A 25,975-nucleotide genomic window follows, 5' to 3' on the forward strand; every position below is an offset into this window, starting at 1 on the left:
GGTAATGTCCACGACGGAAATGAATACAGATAAAGCTATCCCGCAGGAACCAAGCTGCCGCCATGATGTGCTTTCGGCCACGGAACAATGCCGGCGGATCCGGCTGGTGCTCTGCCTGTCCATGGCGCTGATCATCACGGCCCATCTTTGCTTCGCCTCAGCGGAGCTTTTGAAAGACCCGGACAACTGGTGGCAGGTCAAAGTCGGGCTCGACATATTGGCAAGCCGGACCTTCCCGGTCGTCGATAATTACTCCTATACCTTTGCGGGTCAGCCGTGGATCGCCAAGGAATGGCTTGGGCAGATACTGCTAGCAACCGGCTACAACGCCTTTGGCTGGAGCGGTGTGCTCTTTGTTACGATTTCGGCTGTTGCGTCGATGATATTCATTTTAACCTGGTATCTAAGTGCAGCTTTGAAGCCGATGGTCACGATTGCCACTGTCCTGGCGATCACCGTTCTGGCCGGATCGGTTTACAATGCGCGGCCGCTCATCTTTAGCCTGCCGATTATCGTTTTGTGGACGGCCGTGCTGTTTCGCGCCGCGCGGGATCGTCAGTCACCGCCGTTCTGGTTGCTCACTTTCATCGTTCTTTGGGCTAATCTGCACGCAACGTTTACATTCGGCTTCGTCATCGCGGCCTTCGCAGGGTTGGATTTTGTTTCCCGCGTACGCTTGTCGCAACCAAAACTTCTCGCGAAATGGATCGCATTCGGCCTTCTTTGCCCATTGGTCAGCATGATCAACCCATATGGCCTGCAGGCTATCCTTGCGACCTTCACGGTAGCTTCTGGCAATGAGGCAGTCCCCTTGATAATGGAGTGGAACCCTTTCAATGCCAGAACGGATCATTTTTCCGAGATTGCGCTCCTAACCGTCGTCGCTGCTTTGTTGGTAACGGGTACCCGCATCCGCTGGACCTACGCCGCCTTTTTCGTTTTCACGCTGCATCTTTTTCTAGCCTATTCGCGTTTTCAGTACCTCTGGCTGCTTTTAGCACCGATCGTCCTGGCTGCCGACATTGCGCAACAGTTTCCGGGCCTGTCGATGCAAAAATGGATGACGGAGACCCACGATGCTCTGGAACAGGCCATTGTCAAATACGCTCGTCAGATGAGCGGTGCGATTGTGGCGGGCTGGTTTGCTGTCGCCATGATCTTTCTCAATTTTTCGGCTGCCACACCCAGTGACACGGTGTCCGCGTCGGGAGCACTTGCTTTCGCGAGGGCACATAATCTCTCAGGCAATGTGCTGAACTCCTATAATTTCGGGGGCACACTGATTTTTCATGGTATCAAGACCTACGTCGATGGCCGGACAGACCAGCTTTTTCTCGATGGTTTTTCGAATAGGGCGGCTGAAATGGGCACACCCGCCGGAAAGACCATCCTGCTGAAAGAGATTGATGAACGCGCCATCAAGTGGGCGCTTCTCACCGCTGACGACAGCCGCATTGCCTTCTTCAACGAACTTCCCGGTTGGCGCAAAGCCTATCAAGACAAGTTTGCCTTCGTTTACGTCAACGAGAATTGAGACGGGTCTCCACTGTGAAATAGGCGACCGCTCTACGGACGCCGGGCAGACGGAAGACGCAACCGGCAGGAAAACTTCCTGCCGCCGATCTCCTCAGGCGCGTTCCAGCGCGATCGCGATCCCCTGCCCGACCCCGATGCACATGGTCGAAAGCGAATAGCGCCCCCCGGTCAGCTTGAGTTCGAGTGCTGCCGTGCCGGTGATGCGGGCGCCGGACATGCCGAGCGGGTGGCCGAGTGCGATGGCGCCGCCGTTGCGATTGACGCGTGCATCGTTGTCGGCAATGCCGAGTTCACGTAGAACCGCGAGGCCCTGGCTGGCGAAGGCCTCGTTGAGCTCGATCACATCGAACTGGTCCTGCGTCATGCTAAGCCTGGCCATCAGCTTTCGCGATGCAGGCACGGGGCCGATGCCCATGACGCGTGGCGGCACGCCTGCAGCAGCGCCACCCATGATACGCGCAATCGGCGTCAGGCCGTGTTTCCGCACGGCGGCTTCGGAGGCAATGATCAGGGCCGCTGCACCATCGTTGACACCGGAGGCATTGCCTGCGGTAACGGTGCCGCCTTCCTTCTTGAACGGCGTGCCGAGCTTGGCAAGCGTTTCGATCGTCGTGGCGCGCGGATGTTCATCCCTGCCGACGACGATTGGGTCGCCCTTGCGCTGCGGGATGGTCACGGAGGTAATCTCCTGGGCGAGCCGTCCGTTTTCCTGGGCCACTGCCGCCTTGTTCTGCGAGCGAACAGCAAACGCATCCTGATCCTGGCGATTGACCTTGAATTCCTCGGCGACGTTCTCGCCGGTCTCGGGCATGGAATCGACACCGTATTGCTTTTTCATCAGAGGATTGATGAAGCGCCAGCCGATCGTCGTGTCGTGAACTTCGGCGGCGCGGGAAAAGGCGCTTTCGGCTTTCGGCATGACGAAAGGAGCACGCGACATGTTCTCGACCCCGCCGGCTATCATCAACTCCGCCTCGCCTGCACGAATGGCGCGGGCGGCCGCAATCACGGCGTCCATGCCGGAGCCGCAGAGCCGGTTGATCGTCGTGCCGGAGACCTCCAGCGGCAAGCCCGCAAGCAGCAGCGACATGCGCGCGACGTTGCGATTGTCCTCGCCCGCCTGGTTGGCACAGCCGAGAATGACGTCATCGACCGCTTGCCAATCAACGGCGGCGTTGCGCTGCATCAGGGCCTTGAGCGGAATGGCCCCCAGATCATCGGCGCGGACGGAGGAAAGCGCACCGCCGAAGCGGCCGATCGGGGTGCGAATATAGTCACAGATGTAAGCCTCGGCCATTTACGCAGCCTCCTTGCTGCCCTGATGGGCTTTCTTGGTGCGCGCATTGATGTCGCGCAGGGTTTGAAGCTCGATTTCCGTCGGAACCGGTGTGTCGATTACGGCTTGGGCAAACTTGATCGGCCAGCCACAGTTCTCGACGATCTGCTCGCGGGTCACGCCTTGATGGATCGACACGACGGTTAGTTCCTTGGTGACCGGATCCGGCTCAAGAATGCACAGGTCGGAGATGACGCGGGTTGGGCCCTTGGTCTTCATGCCCAATCGTTCGCGATGGTTACCGCCTTCACCATGCCCCATGGAGGTAATGAAGTTGAGCTTGTCGACGAAGCCGCGCTTGGAGAGCGCCATGGTGATGAAGATCTGGCCGCAATTGCTGGCGATCTCCGGAGCGCCGCCGCCGCCGGGCAGCCGCACTTTCGGATGGTCATAGGAACCGACAACGGTGGTGTTGAGGTTGGCAAACTTGTCGATCTGGGCACCACCGAGAAAGCCGGTGGTGATGCGTCCGCCCTGCAGCCAGTAGCGGAACATTTCCGGCACCGAGACCGTGAAAAGGGCTGTGTCGCACAGCTCGCCATCGCCGATCGATAGCGGCAAGACATCCGGCTTGGTGCCGACCGTACCGCTTTCATAGATCAACGTGATATCCGGCGCATGGGTGAGGCGCGCGACGTTGCAGGCGGCCGATGGGGCGCCGATGCCGACGAAGCAGACATCGTCATTAGTGAGCGCGCGCGAAGCGGCAATGGTCATCATTTCGGTGGGGGTGAAATCGCTCATCGGTGTCTCCTCACGCAGCCTTCTTCGCATGTTTGGCAAAGTCTTCCGGCTTGGCCTTCATGATGTTCTCCTCGATCCAGGCCTGGAACGTATCGCGGTCGCGGGCAATCTCGTCCCAGGCGATGTAGAAGGCGTTGGAGCGCGGATAATAGCCTTGCGCATAGGACGGGTAGGCACCGCCGGGCACCTCGACAACCGCAGTCATCGCCCAGGACGGCAGCACGACCGAGTTCGGCGATGGCGGGTTCAACTCATCTACGATCTCCTCGACTGTGACGATCGAGCGCTTGGCGCCAAGCACCGCTTCCTTCTGCACGCCGAGAATGCCTTCGATGAGCACATTGCCCTTCCGGTCGGCTCTGAGTGCATGGATGATCGTCACATCCGGGCGGATGGCAGGAACAGCCGCTAGCACTTCGCCGGTGAAGGGGCATGTCACCTGCTTGATATTCGGGTTTACTTTGGTGAGATCGGCGCCGATATAGCCGCGCAGCATGGCAAATGGCAGGTTTGCCGCCCCTGCCTCATAGGCATTGGCCATGGCGGCATGGGAATGTTCCTCGATCTCAAGCGGCCGTGGCCACTGGTTTTCGACGGCATCGCGAAAGCGGTGCAGCGAGCCGACACCGGGATTGCCGCCCCAGGAAAATTTCATCCCGCGGGCGGAACCTGCTCCGATCAGCTGGTCATAGAGGATGTCCGGCGTCATGCGGATCAGGAAAAGGTCCTTCTTGCCTTGCCGGATCACTTCATGACCGGCGGCATAGGGGATCAGATGGGTGAACCCCTCCATGGCAACGGTATCGCCGTCACGCACGTTTTCGGAAATGGCTTCCGCCAGCGACATCAATCGCGCCAAGGCATTCTCCTCCTGATCTGTCTTCCTGTCTGGTCGGCGCAAATAAGCGCTCGAATCCGTATCCCGTCAAATATTTCGTGCGGTATTTGATATTTGTTCGTATAACGCACATATTAGCTTGAATTGGGGGGGCTTTGGCATGCGGGAATCGGATTTTGTCAGCGGCTTTGCGCGCGGCCTAAAAGTCATCGAAGCCTTCGGAGAAACGCGGCCAAAGCTCACCATCGCCGAGACGGCCAAGCTGACGGAGCTCGACCGGGCAACGGTGCGCCGCTGCCTGCTGACGCTCGCCGATCTCGGTTACGCCGACTATGACGGCAAGTTCTTTGCGCTGACGCCGAAGGTGCTGCGGCTCGGCCATGCCTATCTGTCGGCGACACCGCTGCCGCTGATGATCCAGCCCCATCTTGACCAGCTCTCGGAAAAATCCGGCCAAAGCGCGTCGGCCTCCGTGCTGGACGGGACCGAGGTGGTCTACATCGCCCGCGCTTCGCAGAAGCGTGTGATGTCGATCAATCTCTCGCCGGGTTCGCGCCTGCCGGCCTATTGCGCGTCGATGGGGCGGGTACTTCTCGCCGCTCTGCCTGAAACCGAAGCTCGTGGTCTGCTGGATCGCTCTGAACTCAAAGCCAATACGCCATTGACGAAGACCGATCCGGACGTGCTGATGGAGGAACTTCGCCGCGTCCGCTTCGAAGGATACGCCGTTATCGACCAAGAGCTGGAACTCGGCCTCTGCTCCATCGCCGTCCCGGTGGAAAACGACCGCGGCCGCGTGGTCGCCGCCATCAATATCGGCGCGCCTGCGGCTCATGTGCCAGCTGCCGAGATGGTGGCCCGCTATCTGATTTTACTGAAAGAGACGCAAAGGGCACTGCGGCTGGTTTTACGTTAACCTCGCAGACCCGATGCTGGCGGGTTCCGCCAACCTTCTCACCGCCATCATTCACTGCGTAATCGGCACGTTGCCAAGCCTCGCCAACTGCGTTTCACCGGTATCGTCCATGGCATGGTATCGGTGACACTACGCCTGATATCCTGGTGCAGGTTGAGGCGGCAATACCGAGCGGCCGGCTCGATCCGGGCGTGAAAGCCTAGCGCCGGCGGAAGCCGCCACCCCAATGACGGCGGCATGCGTGTGAAGACGGGAACATATCAGCCGCGGGATCGACGCGGACCTGCGCCTCCACTTGGTCTATGTGATCGCAGAATGATTGATCGACTTTACGCTCGCCGCATACCCGCCCCCAAGTATTCAACTTTGGGTCACATTAGCACTCGGAATCGGAACAGCGGTCAAACGCTCTTTGTGGAATAATTGCGTCCACAAAGGCTGAAAATTCTTTTGACTGTTTCAAAAGTGCTATGTCTTCGCACTTCGGAACAGGATAAAAGAAGAGAGAAACAGCAGCATACGCGGATTTCTTAACGCTGCTTGGCTGGCCCCTGCAGACTGATCTCGATCACTTCGCCTTCGATTTCGCTGCACAGTGTCTCATATCCCCGGATGATCGCACTCTCGACATTCGGATCCTTCCTCAAGGAATTGAGCGTAGAGCTTGCATCGTGAAAAGCGGCGCAAAGACTGAGCAAGCTTGTATTCCTCACAGTGAGAAGCTGAAGCTGCCCGCGCAGGGCTGGCAACTTCAACATCAGCTTCCACAAACCCTTCTGCGCCGCGTCTGTCGGCATCGATCTGGTACCTTGTTTGGCCGAATATATACCCTAGAATTTTACCCGCTGCGCTGAGGTGGAGCGTCAACCGGTTAGCCAGATATGTATCCCCCTTTTCAGATCGGATGGCAGTACGGTCCGGTTACAATTGCGTCAGAGAGGACATCAAGTACGGCCGCAACATCGGCTCTGTTCGAGGAGGGAGCCAAAACGGCGAAGGGAAAATCGCTCAGAAATCCCAGTCATCGTCTTCGGTCGCCACGGCCTTGCCGATGACGTAGGACGAGCCGGAGCCGGAGAAGAAGTCGTGGTTCTCGTCGGCGTTCGGCGATAGCGCCGAGAGGATCGCCGGATTGACTTTGCAGGCCTCAGCCGGGAACAACGCCTCGTAGCCGAGATTCATCAGCGCCTTGTTGGCGTTATAGTGCAGGAACTTCTTGACGTCCTCGGTCAGGCCGACGCCGTCATAAAGGGTTTCCGTATATTTAGCCTCGTTATCATAAAGCTCGAATAGAAGTTCGTAGGCGAAGTCCTTGATCTCCTGCTGCTTTTCCGCATTCAACCGCTCCAGGCCCTTCTGGAACTTGTAGCCGATATAATAGCCGTGCACCGCCTCGTCGCGGATGATCAGGCGGATCATGTCAGCGGTGTTGGTCAACTTGGCCCGGCTCGACCAGAACATCGGCAGGTAGAAGCCGGAATAGAACAGGAAGCTTTCGAGGAAGACGCTGGCGACCTTTCGCTTCAGCGGATCGGGATTGCGGTACTGTTCGAGGATTAGCGCCGATTTGCGTTGCAGATGCTCGTTTTCCTCCGACCAGCGATAGGCGTCATCAACATCCGGCGTCGAGCAGAGCGTCGAGAAGATCGAAGAATAGGAACGGGCATGCACCGCTTCCATGAAGGAGATGTTGGAATAGACAGCTTCCTCGTGCTGCGTGATCGCATCCTCCATCAGTTTTGGCGCGCCGATGCTGGTCTGGATCGTATCCAGCAGGGTCAGTCCGGTGAAGACGCGGATCGTCAACTGCTGCTCTTCCGGCCGCAAGGTCGCCCAGGACGGAATGTCGTTGGAAAGCGGCACCTTTTCCGGCAGCCAGAAATTCCCGGTCAGCCGGTTCCAGACTTCAAGGTCCTTGTCGTCTTCGATGCGGTTCCAGTTAATGGCACGCACGCGCGAAACTGGCTTGATGGCGATGTTCATGGGAGTTTGATCCTTGGTCTTTATGTGTTTCGCACGATGGAAATGCCCCTCACCCTAGCCCTCTCCCGGGGACGACGGAGGTTGCCGCAGGTCCCTTCGCCCCGTTTACGGGGAGAAGATGCCCGACAGGTAGTATGAGGGGGCCTGCAATGCTTATAGACTGCACGACACGCAGCCCTGCACCTCGGTGCCGGACAACGCCATCTGGCGAAGGCGGATGTAATAGATCGTCTTGATCCCCTTCTTCCAGGCATAGATCTGTGCCTTGTTGATATCGCGCGTCGTTGCCGTATCGCGGAAGAACAGGGTCAGTGACAGGCCCTGATCGACATGCTGCGTTGCTGCCGCATAGGTGTCGATGATCTTCTCAGGCCCGATCTCGTAGGCGTCCTGATAGTAATCGAGATTGTCGTTGGTCATGAACGGTGCCGGATAGTAGACGCGGCCGATCTTGCCTTCCTTGCGGATCTCGATCTTCGAGACGATCGGATGGATCGAGGAGGTCGAGTGGTTGATGTAGGAGATCGACCCGGTTGGCGGCACGGCCTGGAGGTTCTGGTTGTAGAGGCCCGTCGCCATGACATTCTTCTTCAGGGCCAGCCAGTCTTCCTGCGTCGGGATGTGGATGCCGGCGGTCTCGAACAGTTCAAGCACGCGCCCGGTGGCAGGCACCCATTCCTGTTGCGTATATTTGGCGAAATAGTCGCCGGAAGCGTATTTCGAATTCTCAAAGCCCTTGAAGCTCGATCCGCGCTCGACAGCGATCCGGTTCGATGCGCGGATGGCGTGGTAGGTCACCGTGTAGAAATAGATATTGGTGAAATCGACGCCTTCTTCCGAGCCGTAATAGATGCGCTCACGGGCGAGATAGCCATGCAGGTTCATCTGGCCGAGACCGATGGCGTGGCTGTCATCATTGCCCTTCTCGATCGACGGCACCGAGGAGATATGGCTCATGTCGGAAACCGCAGTCAACGCCCGGATCGACGTTTCGATGGTCTTGCCGAAATCTGCACTGTCCATCGCCGCTGCGATATTCAGCGAGCCGAGATTGCAGGAAATGTCCTTGCCCATATGCTTGTAGGATAGGTCGTCATTATAGTCGCTGGCTTCGCTCACCTGCAGGATTTCCGAGCAGAGATTGCTCATGGTAATGCGGCCGGCGATCGGGTTTGCCCGGTTCACCGTGTCCTCGAACATGATGTACGGATAGCCGCTCTCGAACTGGATTTCGGCAAGCACCTGGAAGAATTCGCGCGCCTTGATCTTCTTCTTGGAGATGCGGGCATCGTCCGCCATCTCGCGGTATTTTTCCGTCACCGAGATTTCGGTGAACGGCACGCCGTAGACGCGCTCGACGTCATAGGGCGAGAACAGGTACATGTCCTCGTTGTTCTTCGCCAATTCGAAGGTGATGTCCGGAACGACAACACCGAGCGACAGCGTCTTGATGCGGATCTTCTCGTCGGCGTTTTCACGCTTGGTATCAAGGAAGCGCATGATGTCGGGGTGATGGGCGTTCAGATAAACGGCCCCTGCTCCTTGGCGGGCGCCGAGCTGGTTGGCATAGGAAAATGAGTCTTCCAATAGCTTCATCACGGGGATGATGCCGGACGACTGGTTTTCGATCTGCTTGATCGGGGCTCCGGCCTCGCGGATATTGGTCAGCGACAGCGCTACCCCGCCGCCGCGCTTGGACAGCTGCAGTGCTGAATTGATACCGCGGGCGATTGATTCCATGTTGTCTTCAACACGCAGAAGGAAGCACGACACGAGCTCGCCGCGCTGCTTCTTGCCGGCATTGAGGAAGGTCGGCGTCGCCGGCTGGAAGCGGCCGGAAATGATCTCGTCGACCATGTCGCGGGCCGTGGATTCGTTGCCCTAGGCGAGTGCCAGCGCCACCATGCAGATACGGTCTTCGTAACGCTCAAGATAGCGTTTTCCATCAAAGGTTTTCAACGTGTAGCTGGTGTAATACTTGAACGCGCCGAGGAAGGTCGGGAAACGGAATTTCTTAGCATAGGCATGATCGTAGAGGTCGCGCACGAAGTTGAACGAATACTGGTCGAGAACCTCGCGCTCGTAATAGCCTTCGGTCACCAAATAATCGAGTTTCTCTCTGAGATTATGGAAGAACACGGTGTTCTGGTTGACGTGCTGGAGGAAATACTGCTTTGCGGCCAGCCGATCCTTGTCCAGCTGGATCTTCCCCTCGTCGTCATAAAGGTTCAGCATCGCGTTCAGCGCGTGATAATCAATCGCGGTTTCTGTCGCCTTCAAGGGGCGTTCACCAGCGGAATGAGGAAAAGTATTCAACGGTTTTCCGCCCGCATTCCGCGTCAAAGTCTCTGAGACGTCCAAAATCGTTCCAATCCATTGATGACATTGGCGACATCCTCGTCGGTACCCAGAAGCTCGAACCTGTACAGGTACGGCACCCGGCATTTATCCGAGATGACATTGCCCGCGAGACCGAACGTCTCGCCGAAATTGCTGTTGCCGGCGGCGATCACGCCCCGGATGAGGGATCGGTTGTCCGCATTGTTGAGAAAGCGGATCACCTGCTTGGGAACAGCGCCCTTGCCGTCATCGCCGCAATAGGTCGGCAGGATGAGGACGAAGGGTTCGCGCACATCGGGCGTTTCCGCGCCTAGGCTGACAGGAATGCGGGCCGATTTCAGACCGAGCTTGGCGACGAAGCGATGGGTATTTTCCGAAAGGCTGGAATAGTAGACGATCAGGCCCATCGCTTGTCTACCGTGCTTTGGCTTCACTCAGGAAAGTGCGCTGATCTTGTCCGGCCGGAAGCCAGCCCAATGGTCCTGCCCGGCAATCACGACCGGAACCTGCTGGTATCCGAGGCCGATCACCTTTGCAAAGGCGTCCTCGTCCTTGGAAATGTCAACGACCTGATAGTCGATGCCTTCACGATCCAGCGCGCGATAGGTCGCTGTGCACTGGACGCATGAAGGCTTGCTGTAGACGGTAATGTTCATGAGGTTCCTCGTGGGTCTGTGATGTTACTGGCACACGACAGGCTCCGAGCCGCTGCACACGGATCCGATCGTGGGGTCTTGTATTGCGATGCTTGCGAGAGGTTAGGCCTGCGCTGCCGCTCGCGATCCCGCAACTCTTGGTCTGCGAATTCGATTGACTGACATGCCTTCACCCCGAAGCCTTTTTGGCGGGCATCGGAAGAACGCAATCCAAAGCGGAGTCATTCCGCTGCACATCACGCGACCTTCCGGGCACCCCGCCCGTGGACGTTTTGTTTAAGGCAGGTCTCCTGGCTTGCGGGTCGTTGCGTCCATTCCGTCTTCCCAAAGCCTGATGCTCCAGTGACTTGAAATGAAACAGACGCTCGTCGCTTACAGTTGCGGGGGCAGCTCCGGTTTTGCCTAGCCTCAATGGCCAAGCGTACCGCATTCCCTCTTAGCCTCCGCACCTTGCGATTCGGAGGAGCCTTGAACACTATATATGGTATACTACGGGAAAATGTCGTCAATGTGTAGATGTCGGAAACATGCCGTGCAGTGCAGAATTTTCGCAGTATTGTGGATAACGGGGAGTTAACGGCGGGCACAGCAATCGGCTGTGGTAGCGCGGCTGCAGCCCGGGACAGCCGTTCTGCTTTCCGCTATGAGCCACGCCCGTAACCCACCGGCCTGCCGTCGGGTCCGACCGACACCATTACCAATCCGGCTGCCATCCAACAATGTCTCCGACCAAAGCTCGACGGCGACCGTCACCGAACGCCTGCCGGCCGAACAATCTCAGCGACCACGTCGATGATCGAACCGACGTGGATCGGATGCTTGAAGTCTATACGGCGGGATGAAGCAAGCTCGGCGACCGTGCGGCTACGCCGGGACGCCCACCGGCCGGACCCTACATGTAGCAGCCAATTGACATCCTCGAATATTTGTTAGATAGAGTAGTCTGTCTAGTAAGTATTTGAGCAACTTTGATGCGAAAAATCGATCCTGAAAAACATGCTGAACGCCGCCAGACAATCATTGATGCCGCAAGGGCATGCTTCGCCCGGAAGGGCTTTCATGGCACGAGCACTGCGGAAATCTGCGCTGCTGCCGGGATGAGCCCCGGTAACCTGTTTCACTATTTCCCAAACAAGCAGGCGATGATCGCCGCGATCGTCGATGAAGAGGGTGTGTCGACAGCCGCCTATTTCGAGGCGATCGGTCGTGAGAACGATCATTATGCAGCGCTTGTCACCTTCATGGACGTGGTGCTCGACCTCGCCGCTGATACAGCCTTCGCCAGCCTGACGCTCGAAATCGCCGCAGAAGCCGGGCGCGAAGGCGAAATCCGCAGCCGCGTCGAGCGCAACGACAAGGCGATGCGCGATGCCCTTCAAGCCGTGCTGCAAGAGGCCGCAAGCCGCGGCCAGATCGATGCGACGCTTGACGTCCCAGCTGCGACCGTCTGGATCGCTGCGCTGATCGACGGCATCTTCAGCCGGATTGCCGTCGACCCGGAATTCCGGCCGCTGCAGAACCGGAAGATGATGCACACGCTGCTCGACCGTTTCCTGCGCCATGGCATCGCCGCCAGAGAATGCTGAACGTGATGCTGCATCAAACAATTTCCGAGGAGCGTATCCTCGACGTCGATTCCGTGCGCGGTTTCGCCCTGTTCGGTATCCTGACCGTCAATATCTGCGCCTTCCTGTCCCCCTTTTACGGTGCTTCGGTGGCTGATCCATTCTTCACGTCGGAACTGGACATGGCGGTCCGATTTCTCGTCGCCTTTCTCTTTGAAATGAAATTCTATCTGCTGTTCTCGTTCCTGTTCGGCTACAGCTTCACCCTGCAGATGCAATCGGCGGAAAAAGCCGGAGCGGCGTTTCTGCCACGGATCCTGCGGCGTCAGGCTGGGCTGTGGACGATCGGGCTGCTGCACGCCGTTCTCCTGTTCCACGGCGATATCCTTACCACCTATGCTTTCCTCGGCGCCCTGCTTCTCGCCTTTCGGCAAACGCCCGAGGCAAAGGTGCTCAGACTTGCCAAAGGGCTGATCGTCGCGACGGCCCTGCTCTGGGCATCACTGGGGCTCACGCAAATACTGGTACCATCCGCCATCGACCTCTCGACCTCGTTTCGTGATGCCGCCAGGGTCATGGCCGCCTATCGCGAGACGCCGGCAACGGTGATTGCTCAACATCTGCGCGATCTCAGCGAAATTTGGATCGTGATCGGTGTTATGCAGGCGCCTTGCGCCTTCGCGATGTTCCTGGCCGGCATGGCGGCGGGCAAAAGACGGATGTTGGCCGACTTCAAAACGTATGCGCCCTTCTACCGGCGGATGTTGCGGATCGGCCTGCTCGTCGGCCTGCCGGCTTCGGCGCTTTATGCTTATGGCGCTGTCTATCTGGTCGGCTCCGGCTGGGATGTGCTGGGACTGGCGCTCGGCATTCTGCTCGGCCCTTTCCTCACCGCCGGCTATCTCGCCGCTGCGATGATGCTGTTTCAGCGCAAGGCAGGCGAGACCTTGGCCGCAGCGTTGGCACCGGCCGGGCGCATGGCTTTGTCCAACTATCTGCTGCAATCCGTAATCTGCGCCGCGCTGTTCCATGCCTACGGCTTCCGGCTGATGGGACAGTGGCCGCCGCTTGCCGGCCTGCTTGCCGCCTTGGGAATCTTCATGCTGCAACTGGCACTCAGCCGTTGGTGGATGGCGCGCTTTGCCTATGGCCCCTTGGAATGGGGGTTGCGGGCCATCACCATCGCCGCCTGGCCGAAATGGCGGAAAACCAAAGCGATCTGAACAACAAAGGCCCGGAGCATCGGTGGGCCTTTGTTGTTCCCTATCACTATGACCGGCCGCTTACTCGGCGGCGGCAACCGTGCGACGGCGACCGATTGTGGCCTGGGTGAGCAGCAGTGCTCCGACAGCGCAGAGCGCGATGCCCATCGCCATCGGAACGGCCGTGCCATCAAAGAACACCGACGCGATGACCATCGCAACGGCTGCGGTGACGAAATGCAGCGTGCCCATCAGCGACGACGCCGTGCCGGCGATCTCGCCATGCTCTTCCAACGCCAGCACCGCACTTGTCGGGATGACGAGACCGAGGAAGCCGTAACCGACGAACAGGAATGCGGCCATCACCGGAAGCTGGTTGAAGCCGAGGCTCATCACGATCGCCATCACTGCCATGGTCAGCGCGAAGGCCGTCACCGCGATGCGCATGACGCGGACAAGCCCAAAACGTTCCCCGAACCAGCCCGTCGCCTGCGACACCGTAAAGAACGACACGGCATTGATGGAGAAGGCGAAACTGTATTGAATCGGTGTCAGCCCGTAGTAGTCGATCAGCACGAAGGGCGAGTTGGCGAGGTAGACGAGGAAGCTGGAAATTCCGAGACCGCCGATAAAGGTCAGCGTCAGGAAGTTCTTGTCCCTCAGCAACAGCCCGTAAGCCGCCATGGCGCTGCGCAGGCCACTTTCGGCGCGATGTTCCTTGAGGCGGGTTTCCTGCAGTTGCGTCGCCAACAGGATGAGACCGATCAAGGCGGCGATCATCACGGCCCAGAACACCCCGCGCCAGCCGTAGAACGCGATGACGGCACTGCCGGTCAGTGGCGCCAGGATCGGCGAGATGCTGAACACCAGCATCAAGAGCGACATCAGGCGGGCAGCCTGCACGCCGGTGTGCATGTCGCGGACGATGGCGCGCGGGATAACCATGCCTGCAGCGCCGCCAATCCCCTGCAGGAAGCGGAAGGCAATCAGCGTTTCGATATCGCTTGCCAGCGCGCAGCCGATGCTGGCGAACGCGAAAATGCCGATGCCGATGTACAGTGGCGCCTTGCGGCCCCACATGTCGGACAAGGGGCCGTAGACCAGCTGCGCCAGCGCAAAGGAGATGAAGAAGGCAAGCAGGCTCAGCTGCACGATATGGTTCTCGGCGCCGAGGTCTTGCCCGATCGAGGGCAGCGCCGGAAGATACATGTCGATGGCGAAGGGGCCGATGGCCGACAACAGGCCGAGGATGAGGGCAGTCCGGAAGAAGGAGGACGTCATGGGGTCATCTTTCAGAAAACGGCCGCACAAGACCGGACCGGTGTCATGCCGCGTTGCTCTCAAGGGTTCAATGTGATCGTTGCCAAGGTCACGGTGCTTGGGAGACCTCTGCGCCTTTGGCAGTCAGTGTCAAAATAATTGGACATAGATGTAAAATTAGACACCATTGTCTAAAACGTCAAGAGACTTTATGTTTGGCCTATGAAAACCAATCGTGACCCAGTTCCGAAAATGTCCGTGCACAGCCAGCGCGGGCAATGCGCCAAGCGCAAGTCTATTCTGGAAGCCGCCGCAGAAGTGTTTTGCCGTCAAGGTTTTACCGGCGCCAGTATCGACGAGATCGCTGCCGAAGCCTGTGTCTCGCGCCAGACCGTCTACAATCACTACCGGGAAAAAGAGAACCTGTTCACCGCCGTGGTCGAGGACGTGATGGACCGGGCCAACGCCATGCTGTTCACCACGCTGTCGACATTTCCCGAGAAGCCGGACAATTTCGAAGACGATCTCGTCGCTTTCGCCGTTCGCCTTAGCCACAATTGCATCTGCAACCAGGACGGAAAGTTCCTGCGCAAGCTGGTCCAGTCCGAAGGCGAGCGCTATCCGCATCTGTTCGAAAGCTGGCGCCAGCACGGCCCCGGCAAGATCGGCACGGCACTGGCAGCGCTTTTCTCAAGGCTTGCCCACAAGGGCCTGCTGGATATAGACGATTTCGACGTCGCTGCCCGTCAGTTCCTGGCACTGGTCAATGCCGACCTGCAGATGAGCACGCTGTTTGGCGTGACGCCAACGGAAGCGGAGCTGGAAACGGCCGCCCGCAATGCCGTACGGACATTCATGCGGGCCTATGCGCCAGCGCAGGCAAACACGCTGGCGGTCAAGACGGCGTGAATCCCGGTGTCAACTGACGCCGGTAATCATCGAGACTATCTCGTTCTTGTTGGTCTCCGCGGTCCTGCGGATGCCGATCTGCTTACCGCGCCTTAAGACGCAGATCCGGTCAGACAGCTTGAACACCTGATCGAGGCTGTGGCTGATGATGAGCACGCCGATATTGCGCGACTTCAGCGATTGCACGATTTCCTCGACCTTCGCAGTCTCGGCAACGCCGAGCGCTGCCGTCGGCTCGTCGAGCAGGATCAGCTTCTTTGCCCAGCGGGTGGCACGGGCGATCGCTACACCCTGTCGCTGGCCGCCGGAGAGATCGCGGATCGTCGCATGCGCCGACGGAATGCGCACATCGAGTTCTTTCACCAGCTTTTCCGTCTCGGAAATCATCGTGCTGCGATCAAGTAGGCCAATACTGTTGGTGAGTTCGCGTCCGAGGAACATGTTCATATAGACCGTCTGCTGGTCGGCCAGCGCCAGATCCTGATAGACCACCTCGATCCCGTGCGAGCGGGCCATGGTGGCGTTGGACATGGCGACGGTCTCGCCCTCGATGGTGATCGTGCCGGAGGACGGGCCATAGACGCCGGAGACGATCTTGATCAGCGTCGACTTGCCAGCGCCGTTATCGCCAACGAGGGCGACGATCTCGCCGGGATAGATATCGAGCGAAAAATTCTCGATGGCGACGACCGCGTCGAAATTCTTGCGGATGTCTTTCAACTGCAGCACAGGGGCCTGATTATTCATTGTCGTTCTCCTACACCGGCCAGGATTGAGGTTCGCCGAAACCGTTCTCGATGCTTTCGACTTTCGGCATGCCCTTGGATATTCCAGCGACGCCGACGACATAGGCGCGGGTGACGAAGGCCTGTCCGCGGAAACCGAAGACGGCGGTATCGCCGGGCTTCGGTGCTTTCGGTCCACCAGCATCGATCATCGCGTAGTAGTCGATGGCCGATGGCGGCGGCACTTCGACACTGCGCAGCGACGATGCCGCGACCGTCGGCTCGCCTGAGACGATCGCCTTGACATCGTAGTCCGGAAAGATCGGGTCGATGTAGAAGCCGCCGCCGAAGCAATAGGCCTTGCCGCCAGAAAGGTGCGAGACCTCGGTGAGGTAGCAAACGGCCGGAAGCTCCGGCAGGTCCTCGACGACATGCAGCGCCGTCATACCGTGCAGACCGTTTCCGGGTTCACATTGCGTCGCACCTGCATCAGCCAGTCCCTGCAGCAGAACCGAGGATGTCGTGCCCGGTGCATTGACTTCAATGCCGGTGCGTCCGGCCTTCGCCAGCGCCTCGGCAGCCTTGGTCAGCGTCGCCAGATTGTGCGTTGGCAAAACCTTGCGGCTCTTGTGGTCGAACAGCAGCGCCGGAAACGTGGTGATCCCGGCAAACCGTCCGCCATTGAGCGCGTCGAAGGCATCGGCCACGGCTGCGACATCGGCAGCGTCGAAGCCACCCTCATGGCCGCGATAGAAGGTGTCGCCATCAGCCTTGATGCGGGCGAGCAGGTTCTGCGTATAGCCCGCTGCCCAGGCGCCTTCAGCGGCTTCGCCCGCCTTGTCATCGTTGAAGACGGTCCAGTAGTCCGGCTGGAACGCCGCAGCGGCGGCCTTGGCTTCATGGCGGGCAACCTGCTGCAGATGTCCAAGATGGCCGACGCGCAGACCTGCCCGGTGGGTTGCGCGGGCGCAGGCCATGTCGACGGCCACGGACCGATCGATGCCGCCCCGCTGCACGGCGGCGCAGAACGAGCTGGCACGGCCGACCTGCTTGGTCATGGCAAAGATCTTCAAGCCAAGGCGATCAGCCTCGGTCTTCAGTACGCGGGCATTGGCCTCGACAGCATCGAGATCCAGCACATAGGCATTGGCCGGGATCTTTCCCTGCCGGTGCAGCGCGATCGAAGCTTCAAGGAATTTCGGGTTGCGGCGGCGCAGAACGTCGAGAAACATGGGGTATCCTTTCTTCAGCGCAGCTTTTCGCGCAGCGATACGGCCACTGCAGCGAGAATGATAAGGCCACGGACGATCATCTGGTCGGAGACGGAAAGCCCCATCAGGATCAGCCCGTTGTTCAGCATGCCCATCATCAGCGAACCGACGAGCGCACCGACGATCGAGCCCTTTCCACCGTTCAAGAGCGTGCCACCGACGATGACAGCGGCAATCACCGTCATTAGGTCGGTTTCGCCCAGCGTATACTTTGCCGCTTGCAGGCGGCCGGCATAGAGCAGACCGGCGAGCCCTGCGAGCGCACCGCTGATCACCAGCACGGCAAGGCGGATGCGCGGCACGGGAATGCCGGAGACGCTGGCAGCGCGGGCATTGTCGCCAGTTGCCAGCACATGGGCGCCAAACCGGGTTTCACGGAAGATCAGGTGTCCGGCAACGATGGCAATGACCGTCCACCAGATCAGCGAGGGAATACCAAGCAGCGCGCCGGACCCGAAGAAACCGGTGAACGTGCTGTCGGTGACGGGAATGGAGCGCAGGTTGGTGAGCGACCGGGCCACACCGGCAAACAATCCAAGCGTTGCCAGCGTCACCAGAAACGACGGCAGCCGGACATAGGCGACCAAAATGCCGTTGACCAGGCCGATGGCAACCCCTGCCCCGATACCGGCAGCAATGCCGGCGATCATGCCATAGGCGTTAATCGTCACGGCGGCAGCGAGCGCTGCGACCGCAACGGTCGAACCGATCGACAGGTCGATCTCGCCGGCCGACAGCACGAAGACCATGCCGATTGCCATGATCGTGATCGGTGCAGTCTGCAGCACGATGTTGGAGAGATTGCGCACCGTCAGGAACCCGCTGTCCTTCAGCACGATGGCGAAGAAAAGGAAGATCGCCAGAAAGCCGACATAGACGACATATTGCTGGATATTGATGCGGCTGATCATGCTCATCGCCGGGTTGGCGGCATTGCTTGGGGCGCTGGACATAGCGGTTCCTCCGAAGAGCGGGGTATGGACGGGAACTCCTGGCTCCCGCCGGGCAGCGGCGCGTTTTTGTGCGGCCGCTGCGACGATTTCAATCGGCGCTACAACGCCGCGCGTTACACATCACATGTAAAAAACGCTGTAACATCCGGACTCTTCTGCGTAATTTCCATTTTTAGATTCTCATCCAAGGGATTAGGCAGTCGAGCGTCAATGTTTACTTGATGGCTTCGGCAATGGTGGCCGGAACATCCTTGTTGAGCGACTTCCTCCAGCCATCCTTGACCGTGTCCTTGGTGACCGCAAGCGAATCCACCACCAGGAACGGTTCGGCCTGTTTTCCGACCAGCGATCCGGCCGCTGCACGGGCAGCGGTGACGCCGATCGCGTAGGCTTCGTCGGCCACGAGTGCTGCAACTGCGCCGCCCTTGACCATGTCGAGTGCTGCCGGTTCGTTGAGATCGAGCGTAACGATCTTGGTGTGGGTGTTTCCGGCAGCGCGCAGGGCGGAGAGTACGCTCAGCGCAGGCTCCGCCCAGGTCACGTAGATGCCATCAAGATCAGGGTTTTGCGTCACCATCGCCTGGGCGATCTCCTCCGCACGGGCCGGATCGGCCATGCCCGCCTCGGCGGTGATCGTCATGTCGGGATAATCCTGCTCAATCGTCGACTTGAAGGCCTGGTCGCGCTGGTTGGTCACGTAGAAATCGGCATCATGGAAGATATAGCCGACCTTGCCCTTTTTGCCGAGCGCATCGGCCATGGCAACACCGGCCTTATGGCCCATCTGGAACAGGTCGTCCGAGGCGATGGTCACATAGTCCTTGCCCTGCACATAGCCCTGCGGCGAGTTGTCGACGAAGGCGAGCTTGACGCCGGCCTTCAGCGCCGGATCGTAGATCGGCCCGGCGGTTGCCGGATCGACCGGCAGCGACAGGATGATCGACGGCTTCTTGGCAAGCACGGTCTCGACATCGGCCTTTTGGCGCGCGGCATCGAAGCCGGCATCCGTCTGGGCAACAACTTCGACGCCAAGACGCTTGAACTCGTCCTGCGCGCCGCTGTTGACGGCATTGGTGTATTCGCTCATCTCGTGCCAGACGAGGGCGGCAGTGAACTTGCCGTCCTTGATTTTCGTCTCTTCATCCTGCGTCAGCGTGAAGCTTGCGGCCGACGCCGGCTGTTCGCCATGCGGGCCGGTGGTCGCGCCATCGGCGGCAAAAGCATGGGTGGATAGAAGCGCGGCAACCAGCCCCGCCGGGATCATCGACAGCTTGTTCATTATCACTCCTCCAGAATCTTGGGTCGGTGCGCACGAGGCGGCTCTCGGCTCGGCCCGGCGCAACAAATCATTTGGCGGCGTCAAGGACCGACTGCGGCGCATCGCGGTTGAGCGACTGCTTCCAGCCTTCGGAGACATCGGCCTTGGTCACGGTCAGCGCCGGGGCCACGATGAAGGCAGGCGTCTCCTGGCCAAGCAGCGCTTTCAGGCCGGTGGCGGCCATCGTCTGGCCAAGCTCATAGGCCTTGTCGGCAACAAGGGCTACGACATTGCCGCCCTTGACCATATCGAGCGCTGCCGGTTCCGACAGATCGAGCGTCACGACCTTTGTCTTGGTATTGCCAGCACCGCGCAGAGCAGAGAGAACACCTTCAGCCGGTTCGGCCCAGGTCACGTAGATGCCGTCGAGATCCGGGTTCTGCAGCAGCATGGCATTGGCCAGCTCCTCGGCGCGGGCCGGATCGGAAATGCCTTGCTCGGCAACGATCTTGATATCCGGATAGTCCTTCTCGATGGTCGTCTTGAAGGCCTGATCGCGCTGGTTGGTGACGTAGTAGCTGGCATCGTGGAAGATGTAGCCAACCTTGCCCTTGCCGCCGATCGATTTCGCCAGCGCATCGGCCGCCTGCTTGCCCATCTGGAACAGATCATCGGTGACGATGGCGGCATAATCGGTGCCGTGCTTGTAGCCGGCCGGAAGGTTGGAGAGAAAGACCAGCTTGGTCCCGTCGGTCACGGCTTGGCGGAAGGCTTCGGCCGATGTCGTCGGGTCGAGCGGCAAGGCGAGGATGATGTTTGGTTTGGCAGCCAGCGCCGTCTCGATATCGCTGCGCTGGCGCGCGGCATCAAATCCTGCATCCGTCGTCACCACAACCTCGACGCCCGCCTTGGCGAATTCGTCCTTGGCGCCGGCCGAAACCGCATTGATGAAGTCTGACGACGTGTGCCAGAGCAAAGCTGCCTTGTAGCCCTTGCCCTTCAGGCTGGCGATGTCGCTTTGGGAAAGCTTGATTTCGGCGCTCGGCGTCGCGGTTTCGCCAGCCGGGCCGACTGTCTGGGCGTTGGCTGCGGTGATCATTGCGCCGGTCAGAAGCGCTGCATTCAACAAATTCCTGATAAGCATCTTTCTGTTCCCTTTTTCAGATTATCGATGGTTCAGTTTTTCACTCCACGATGCCGCAATAGCGCGCCATGAAGGTGGCGAACGCCACGATCCCGGCGAGATATTCCTCGACATCGACATGCTCCTCGAATGTGTGGCAGTTGCTTATATCGCCGGGCGCGCAATAGACGGCAGGCACACCCAGACGGTTGACGAAGAACGGTGATTCCGACCAGAATGGCGCGCCCTGTATCTTGCCACGCCCGGCCATCGCCTCGCTGACAGCCGCACAAAGCATCGACACTTCCGGCAGGTCCTGTTCGATTTCCGCCGCGGAACCGCCCAGGGCATGGTCGCGCCCTGCCGGATAGGAAATCTCGATTTTGACTTGCGGATCGGCCACTGCGCCGCGAATGACGGCTTCCAGCTCGGCCGCCGCCGCATCGAGTGATTCCCCCGGCAAAAGCTTGCGGATCAGCGACAGCGTGCACTCTTCCGGCACCGCGATAAAACCGCCGCCGGAAAGTCCAGTGATCAACAGGAACCCGCGCCCGATCAGCGGGTGCTCGGCTCGCGCCGAGATCACATCGGAATGCGCCCACAGCGCCGACATCACCGCATGGCTCGCCTTCAGTGCGTCGCGCCCAAGCTCCGGTACGCCGAAATAGGCGGATTTGCCGGTGATCTTGATATCGGCAATGAAGAACCCGATCTGCGCCGGATAAACAGCCAGCTGAGTCGGCTCGACATAGACGGTAAAATCCGGCTTCGCCACCGCGCCGGCCTCGATGCCGGCTGTATACGCCTTGATCCCGGCGGATACGCCGGTGCCCGGCTGGCCGCTTTCCTCATCGCCAACGAAAGCAAAGGCAACATCGCCTTTCAGTTTGATCCCGGCCTTGTCGAGCAGGCTCAGCGCCGCCAGCGAACTGCAGATCCCGGCTTTCAGATCTCCGGCCCCCCGGCCCCAGATCTGCCCGTCGATAGCGGGCGCGCCAAATGGGTCTTCCCGCTCGGTACCAGCCCAATGCTCCCGCCAGCCGTCGACATGCACCGTGTCGGTATGGCCGATGAACAGCAGCCGCTTACCACTGCCATCGCCCCTGCGCTCACCGCGAATGTTCGGCCGGCCCGGCAGGAAATCGGAAACATGGATGCCGCCGATCTTGCGCGCCCGCATCTGGCTTTCGAGAAAGACGACAAAATTCGCCTCGTTGCCGGTAATACTCTCGGCTCCGATTGCGCCGCGCAACAGGGCCATTGCGTCCTCGCGGTCGAGTACGGCGCGCAGTCTTTCCGTCAGGGCGTTCGACGTGCTCATCGCAGGGCCTCCCTGAAGGTCACGGTTTCTGCCGGCGGCAACGACATGCGGCTGTCGGGAGCATCGGCGCCGAACAGCGCATTGTGCAGGTGGCTGAGCCCGATCGCCGCAGCACCAACGATCGCCGCGCGGGGGCCGAGCTGGCTCGCCTCGATATCAACGGGATAGGGAAAGCAGGCCGGCAGGTATTTGCGAATGCGCTCGATCAGTTCCGGGCGCAGGCCGATAGAGCCGCCCATGATCACCTTTTCCGGATTGGCAATGGCCGCGATCGCGCTGATGCCGCGCGCCAGATATTTCGCCGTCTCGTCCAGGGTTGCGGCGGCATGGATATCGCCACTCGCTGCCCGCTCAAAAATCGCCGGAACGGTCGCCGTCTCCCCGGACGCTGCCGCGTAATGGTCCATGATACCGATCGAGGCAGTGACGCGCTCGAAGGCACCGGTGCGCAGCGATTCTGGATCGAAAGGATCGGCGCCGAACGGCAGAAAGCCCAGTTCGCCGGCAGCATTCATCGCGCCGCGCACCAGCTGGCCGCCAACCATCAAGCCGCCGCCGATACCGGTCCCGACGGCGATGAAGGCGAGATTGTCGATGCCCTGCCCCTGGCCCAGCCAGTTCTCACCGAGCACCGCCAGATTGACGTCGTTTTCCAGGATCACGTCGATGCCGAGCGCTTTCTCGAAGGCGGCAGCCACATTCATCGTGTCGAAATCGGCAATGTTCGGCGCCAGCACGATGCGGCCAGTCTTGGCGTCCGGCGCTCCAGGTGCACCGATGACGGCCATGCGGATGCGTTCACGCGGAATAGTGAGATGACTGGCCGCCTGCGCGCAGAGCTCGGCGATCTGATCGACGACGAACTGGCCGCCGCGCCGGTCGGTCGCAACGACTTCCTCGGCAAAGACCTGGCAGGCCAGGTCTGCGATGGCGAGCCTGATTTTGGTGCCGCCGAGATCGACGGCAGCGATATAGGCCGCATCCGGCACGAGTTCGTAGGTCACGGCGGTGCGTCCGACATGGCCACTGGTACGCCCCGTCTCGCGTACCCAGTCATCCAGTTCCAGCTGGCGGACGATTTCCGAGATGGTCTGCTTGGAGAGCCCCGTCTGCTTGGAAATCGAGGCGCGGGATATCGGCCCGTTCTGGATGATCGCCTCCATCACGGCCCTTTGGGAAAACTTCCGGGAGATGCGCAGGGTTTCGCTCACAGTCACCTCAATTAATTCGTTCTGTCACCGAACTATCAATCTAAGCGCTCAATGAGTCAACAGGAAAATGACACGCCGATTGATATTGCGCAGAAGGTTTGGCTCCACTTCCCTACCTGCGAGCCCTTTGATCCAATAGATTTTTCCATGAGTAAAAACTTGAGCTTATATTATTGATTTAAAACATTATTTTTAGCATGATAAAAAGGCGCCGTTTCCAGTTTGTTTGATGCGTGGCCAGCGGCAGAATTCTCCAAAAGGAGAACTGTATGAGCAATCAATTTCCAACCTTCACCCCTACTGGTCCAGAGCCCTAGCCAATGAGTACGATGCGAGAGCGAGTAGGGTCGCGGAATTTATCGCTGGCCAGAAGTTAGCCCTGGCGACAGCCAAAGGTCCTCATGACCGTATCCAGCGCCTTGAGTATGGCGACATGTCAAATCTTGAGTTTGACCACAGGATCAAACTGTCGATAGCCGTAAACGGCCTGACTGCCAGATGGTCCGACGCCGGCAGGCGTATTGTAGATGTCTTCGGAGCAAGGCCTTTAGCTAGCGGTCGTGGTGACTCAGAAAATGGCCCAATCGAGTTCAAGCTTGCCCAGCCAATCTACCTGCACTTTGGACCTGAGGGCGATCATCGCCTCGCTCAGGATCAAGCAACATTTGTTGACGGAGCTTATGTCGAGCGAGTCGGAGAGGAGGAAGACGAGGCGGTGATGGTGACTTTTGTCTGTCGGCAGTTCGCACGACGCAACCGTGAACCTACTCTGGGCGATCTTCTGAAAGCACAGTCAGCCGTTGTGTACGCTCTGTTGGATGCCCCCTGCAGTCACAGCTTCATCGAAATAGTAACAGGTGACGCCGACATAGTGGGGGACTCGGAAATTCGCGCTGCTTGTGAGATTATCAGTCATTCACTTCGAGATTTCAGAACGCTTGAAAGCACCCCTCACACCTCCCCTACCTTACGGTAAGCCCTGGACGATCCCACGGTTTCTATAATGCCGAACGAAAGCACCGGCCTTCCGCGTGGCTCCGCCTTTAAGACGGACACTCTTCTGCCGATGGTCTTCGATCACCCTCAACGATCGGGCGGGCGCCATCATTCGCGGACCTCTTCGGCTCGCAGCGTGAGGAACTTCACGCAGCGTAATGTTGGTGCTCATCTTCTGTTTCTAGGAAATCAGAATCATGCGAGTGGAAATCGGCGTTTTCCCGATGCGTTGGTGCACATTCGAAATTGTAGCTGAAACAGGACTTTAAGTGTCGCCGATAAGTGGCCAGTTGAATTGAAAAGTTTGGGCTTATAGAAAGGCCGCGTTTTGCAATCCGCGCCATCGCGTAACTTGTCTGGTCAGCGTTCATGCTTTTTCACGATATCCTCTGCCCCCCGCGGAAGGCGACTTTGTCGTCGGCCATAGGTGCGTCGCCGGTGCTGACGTTGCTTCGACTACGGGCGGCATTGCCGCCTTACGGACGCCGATCCTGAAGCGCAATTCATCGAGCCGCCTCCGCAGACTGCGGCTTACAAAATCGATCGCAGTGTCTAAAAATTGATCCATCGCTTCAACCCGACCGTCATCCCTCGAGCTAGTATTCGCGCATGCAAAGGAGGCACAGATGAACACGATTGCTGTCGGCGACATACACGGCCGAGCCGATCTACTCGAGAGACTTCTTAAAAATATCCAAGCCCACCATTCAGGCGCACGCGTCGTCTTTCTCGGCGACATCATCGACCGCGGACCCGACTCGAAAGACTGCCTCGATATGGTGGAAAGCGAGCTTAAAAGAAACGCGGCCTCGACGCACATCATGGGCAACCATGAAGACCTTATGCTTCGGTTCATCGACGGCGGAAGCGCACGGTCCACGAGCTGGTGCTGGAACGGGGGCCTCGCAACCGTCACGTCGTACGGTTTCCATGGATACGGATTCCGAGGCGAGGACGGACTCACATACCTCCGGGACGAACTTGCGGACATTCTCAGCACGAAATACAAATCCCACATCGAGATGATCCGCACGGCCCGAGCGTTCGTTGAGCTTCCCGGATACATCCTCGTTCAAGCCGGAATTGTTCCTGGGTTACCGATGGAACAACAGGACCCATACACGCTCCGATGGGACAGCAAATCGCTGGTCGCCTATGAAAATCGCCTCGGCAAGACGGTGGTGCATGGTCACACCGTCACCCAGAGCCTGCTCCCTGAAGTTTACCGCAACCGCATCAACCTCGACTGCGGAGCCTACGACAGCGGAACTCTCTGCGCGGCAATATTGTCGGAAGAAGCGTCTCCGTCTTTCATACTTTCAGTCGATCGCGACGGCATCTGCGGAATCCAAGACACGGCTCAGCCGTTTGGACTTCTCATGGCTAGCCTCTGAGCGCGCCAAGATGGCTTTTGCCTGGCGTCCATTTTTCGGTATCCTGCTAACCGGACGGACGACAGAGCATGTCCGGTGATTTTTCCTTCTATGCCAGATGGGCTTCCATGACGCACAAATCCGCGAACTGTTCGATTCTTTCACTTGTCGCCGTGTTCGTTGGGCTTCTTCTTTCAGCTCAAACGGCTCAGGCTGCGGACTTGAGCATGTCGGCCAAGGATACCTGTGTCGTCAGGCTGGAGGGAGCGATCGTGGAAGGCGACTATCAAAAACTCCAAACAATCGGAGCGTCGGCGTTCAAGGGATCGGACGACGAAAGTTCGGCCAAGGACACCATTTGTCTCGACAGTCCCGGCGGCAGCGCGGTCGAGGGCGTCAAGATCGCCGAGTTTTTCTATTCGAAAGGGATCGGTACCGTCATCGACGAAGGAGACGAGT

General features: G+C 59.0%; 22 protein-coding genes, 1 pseudogene and 1 riboswitch. Of the genes and pseudogenes, 7 read left to right on the forward strand and 16 right to left on the reverse strand.

The annotated features are described in order from the left end of the window. Window positions 1-4 precede the first annotated feature (4 nt). A complete protein-coding gene (locus ACP7E0_RS30400) occupies window positions 5-1,534 on the forward strand; it encodes a hypothetical protein (protein ID WP_426130542.1) in 1,530 nt (509 codons plus the stop codon). Window positions 1,535-1,627: 93 nt separating this feature from the next. Here ACP7E0_RS30400 and pcaF read toward each other — a convergent pair whose 3' ends face one another. Genes pcaF through ACP7E0_RS30415 form a run of 3 tightly spaced genes read right to left on the reverse strand, consistent with a single transcriptional unit; the run spans window position 1,628 to window position 4,475 of the window. Then, complete coding sequence (gene pcaF / locus ACP7E0_RS30405; protein ID WP_426130544.1) at window positions 1,628-2,833, reverse strand: 3-oxoadipyl-CoA thiolase; 1,206 nt, start codon at window positions 2,831-2,833, stop codon at window positions 1,628-1,630. Beyond that, window positions 2,834-3,616: a CoA-transferase subunit beta gene (locus tag ACP7E0_RS30410; protein ID WP_426130545.1), complete on the reverse strand. Its 783-nt coding sequence runs from the start codon at window positions 3,614-3,616 to the stop codon at window positions 2,834-2,836. A 10-nt stretch (window positions 3,617-3,626) separates the two neighbouring features. Beyond that, window positions 3,627-4,475 carry a CoA transferase subunit A gene (locus tag ACP7E0_RS30415; protein WP_426130547.1) on the reverse strand — a complete coding sequence of 283 codons (849 nt, stop codon included), beginning with the start codon at window positions 4,473-4,475 and terminating at the stop codon, window positions 3,627-3,629. Window positions 4,476-4,614: 139 nt separating this feature from the next. On the opposite strand from ACP7E0_RS30415, the gene ACP7E0_RS30420 reads away from it, so the two are divergent. Continuing rightward, a complete protein-coding gene (locus tag ACP7E0_RS30420) occupies window positions 4,615-5,370 on the forward strand; it encodes an IclR family transcriptional regulator (protein WP_426130548.1) in 756 nt (251 codons plus the stop codon). 530 nt (window positions 5,371-5,900) lie between these two features. Here the strand turns inward: ACP7E0_RS30420 and ACP7E0_RS30425 are convergent. The 5 genes and pseudogenes from ACP7E0_RS30425 to nrdH all read right to left on the reverse strand — a co-directional run bounded on the left by ACP7E0_RS30425 (window position 5,901) and on the right by nrdH (window position 10,349). Next, window positions 5,901-6,167, reverse strand: a complete 267-nt coding sequence (locus ACP7E0_RS30425) for a hypothetical protein (RefSeq protein ID WP_426130550.1) — start codon at window positions 6,165-6,167, stop codon at window positions 5,901-5,903. A gap of 211 nt (window positions 6,168-6,378) precedes the next feature. Beyond that, window positions 6,379-7,377 (reverse strand): class 1b ribonucleoside-diphosphate reductase subunit beta, encoded by a 999-nt coding sequence (gene nrdF, locus ACP7E0_RS30430; protein WP_426130629.1) that lies wholly within the window; start codon window positions 7,375-7,377, stop codon window positions 6,379-6,381. 129 nt (window positions 7,378-7,506) lie between these two features. Continuing rightward, a pseudogene (gene nrdE / locus ACP7E0_RS30435) lies at window positions 7,507-9,633 on the reverse strand (class 1b ribonucleoside-diphosphate reductase subunit alpha). 59 nt (window positions 9,634-9,692) lie between these two features. Next, a complete protein-coding gene (gene nrdI, locus ACP7E0_RS30440) occupies window positions 9,693-10,100 on the reverse strand; it encodes a class Ib ribonucleoside-diphosphate reductase assembly flavoprotein NrdI (protein WP_426130552.1) in 408 nt (135 codons plus the stop codon). A gap of 27 nt (window positions 10,101-10,127) precedes the next feature. Next, a complete protein-coding gene (gene nrdH, locus ACP7E0_RS30445; RefSeq protein ID WP_113243906.1) occupies window positions 10,128-10,349 on the reverse strand; it encodes a glutaredoxin-like protein NrdH in 222 nt (73 codons plus the stop codon). Between the two features lie 263 nt (window positions 10,350-10,612). After that, a riboswitch (cobalamin riboswitch) is annotated at window positions 10,613-10,835 on the reverse strand. Window positions 10,836-11,320: 485 nt separating this feature from the next. Between nrdH and ACP7E0_RS30450 the strand changes: the two genes are divergently transcribed. Then, complete coding sequence (locus tag ACP7E0_RS30450; RefSeq protein WP_426130553.1) at window positions 11,321-11,935, forward strand: TetR/AcrR family transcriptional regulator; 615 nt, start codon at window positions 11,321-11,323, stop codon at window positions 11,933-11,935. Between the two features lie 5 nt (window positions 11,936-11,940). Beyond that, window positions 11,941-13,137, forward strand: a complete 1,197-nt coding sequence (locus tag ACP7E0_RS30455; protein WP_426130555.1) for a DUF418 domain-containing protein — start codon at window positions 11,941-11,943, stop codon at window positions 13,135-13,137. Between the two features lie 60 nt (window positions 13,138-13,197). On the opposite strand, the gene ACP7E0_RS30460 is transcribed toward ACP7E0_RS30455, so the two are convergent. Further along, the gene (locus ACP7E0_RS30460) at window positions 13,198-14,397 is read right to left on the reverse strand and encodes a multidrug effflux MFS transporter (protein WP_426130557.1); all 1,200 of its coding nucleotides are present in this window, start codon (window positions 14,395-14,397) and stop codon (window positions 13,198-13,200) included. Window positions 14,398-14,598: 201 nt separating this feature from the next. On the opposite strand from ACP7E0_RS30460, the gene ACP7E0_RS30465 reads away from it, so the two are divergent. Then, window positions 14,599-15,285 carry a TetR/AcrR family transcriptional regulator C-terminal domain-containing protein gene (locus ACP7E0_RS30465; RefSeq protein WP_426130559.1) on the forward strand — a complete coding sequence of 229 codons (687 nt, stop codon included), beginning with the start codon at window positions 14,599-14,601 and terminating at the stop codon, window positions 15,283-15,285. Window positions 15,286-15,294: 9 nt separating this feature from the next. Here the strand turns inward: ACP7E0_RS30465 and ACP7E0_RS30470 are convergent, their stop codons facing one another. From ACP7E0_RS30470 to ACP7E0_RS30500, 7 genes are all read right to left on the reverse strand, one after another. Beyond that, the gene (locus ACP7E0_RS30470; protein WP_426130561.1) at window positions 15,295-16,032 is read right to left on the reverse strand and encodes an ATP-binding cassette domain-containing protein; all 738 of its coding nucleotides are present in this window, start codon (window positions 16,030-16,032) and stop codon (window positions 15,295-15,297) included. Between the two features lie 10 nt (window positions 16,033-16,042). Beyond that, window positions 16,043-17,242, reverse strand: coding sequence for an alanine racemase (locus tag ACP7E0_RS30475; RefSeq protein ID WP_426130563.1), 1,200 nt, complete (start codon window positions 17,240-17,242; stop codon window positions 16,043-16,045). A gap of 14 nt (window positions 17,243-17,256) precedes the next feature. Next, on the reverse strand, window positions 17,257-18,234 hold the full coding sequence (locus ACP7E0_RS30480) for an ABC transporter permease (protein WP_426130565.1): 978 nt from the start codon (window positions 18,232-18,234) through the stop codon (window positions 17,257-17,259). 214 nt (window positions 18,235-18,448) lie between these two features. Beyond that, window positions 18,449-19,513: a substrate-binding domain-containing protein gene (locus ACP7E0_RS30485; RefSeq protein WP_426130566.1), complete on the reverse strand. Its 1,065-nt coding sequence runs from the start codon at window positions 19,511-19,513 to the stop codon at window positions 18,449-18,451. A gap of 67 nt (window positions 19,514-19,580) precedes the next feature. Beyond that, window positions 19,581-20,636: a substrate-binding domain-containing protein gene (locus ACP7E0_RS30490; RefSeq protein ID WP_426130568.1), complete on the reverse strand. Its 1,056-nt coding sequence runs from the start codon at window positions 20,634-20,636 to the stop codon at window positions 19,581-19,583. Between the two features lie 40 nt (window positions 20,637-20,676). Next, complete coding sequence (locus ACP7E0_RS30495; RefSeq protein WP_426130570.1) at window positions 20,677-21,936, reverse strand: M20 family metallopeptidase; 1,260 nt, start codon at window positions 21,934-21,936, stop codon at window positions 20,677-20,679. Continuing rightward, entirely contained in the window at window positions 21,933-23,147 is a 1,215-nt protein-coding gene (locus ACP7E0_RS30500) for an ROK family transcriptional regulator (protein ID WP_426130572.1), read from the reverse strand. Before ACP7E0_RS30500 ends, ACP7E0_RS30495 begins: the two co-directional genes overlap by 4 nt. A 433-nt stretch (window positions 23,148-23,580) precedes the next feature. Between ACP7E0_RS30500 and ACP7E0_RS30505 the strand changes: the two genes are divergently transcribed. Both ACP7E0_RS30505 and ACP7E0_RS30510 read left to right on the forward strand, forming a co-directional pair. Further along, the gene (locus ACP7E0_RS30505) at window positions 23,581-24,123 is read left to right on the forward strand and encodes a hypothetical protein (protein WP_426130574.1); all 543 of its coding nucleotides are present in this window, start codon (window positions 23,581-23,583) and stop codon (window positions 24,121-24,123) included. Window positions 24,124-24,769: 646 nt separating this feature from the next. Then, on the forward strand, window positions 24,770-25,537 hold the full coding sequence (locus tag ACP7E0_RS30510) for a metallophosphoesterase (RefSeq protein ID WP_426130576.1): 768 nt from the start codon (window positions 24,770-24,772) through the stop codon (window positions 25,535-25,537). Window positions 25,538-25,975 lie beyond the last annotated feature (438 nt).

The organism is Pararhizobium sp. PWRC1-1, assembly GCF_049897905.1.
Taxonomy (GTDB): Bacteria; Pseudomonadota; Alphaproteobacteria; order Rhizobiales; family Rhizobiaceae; genus Pararhizobium.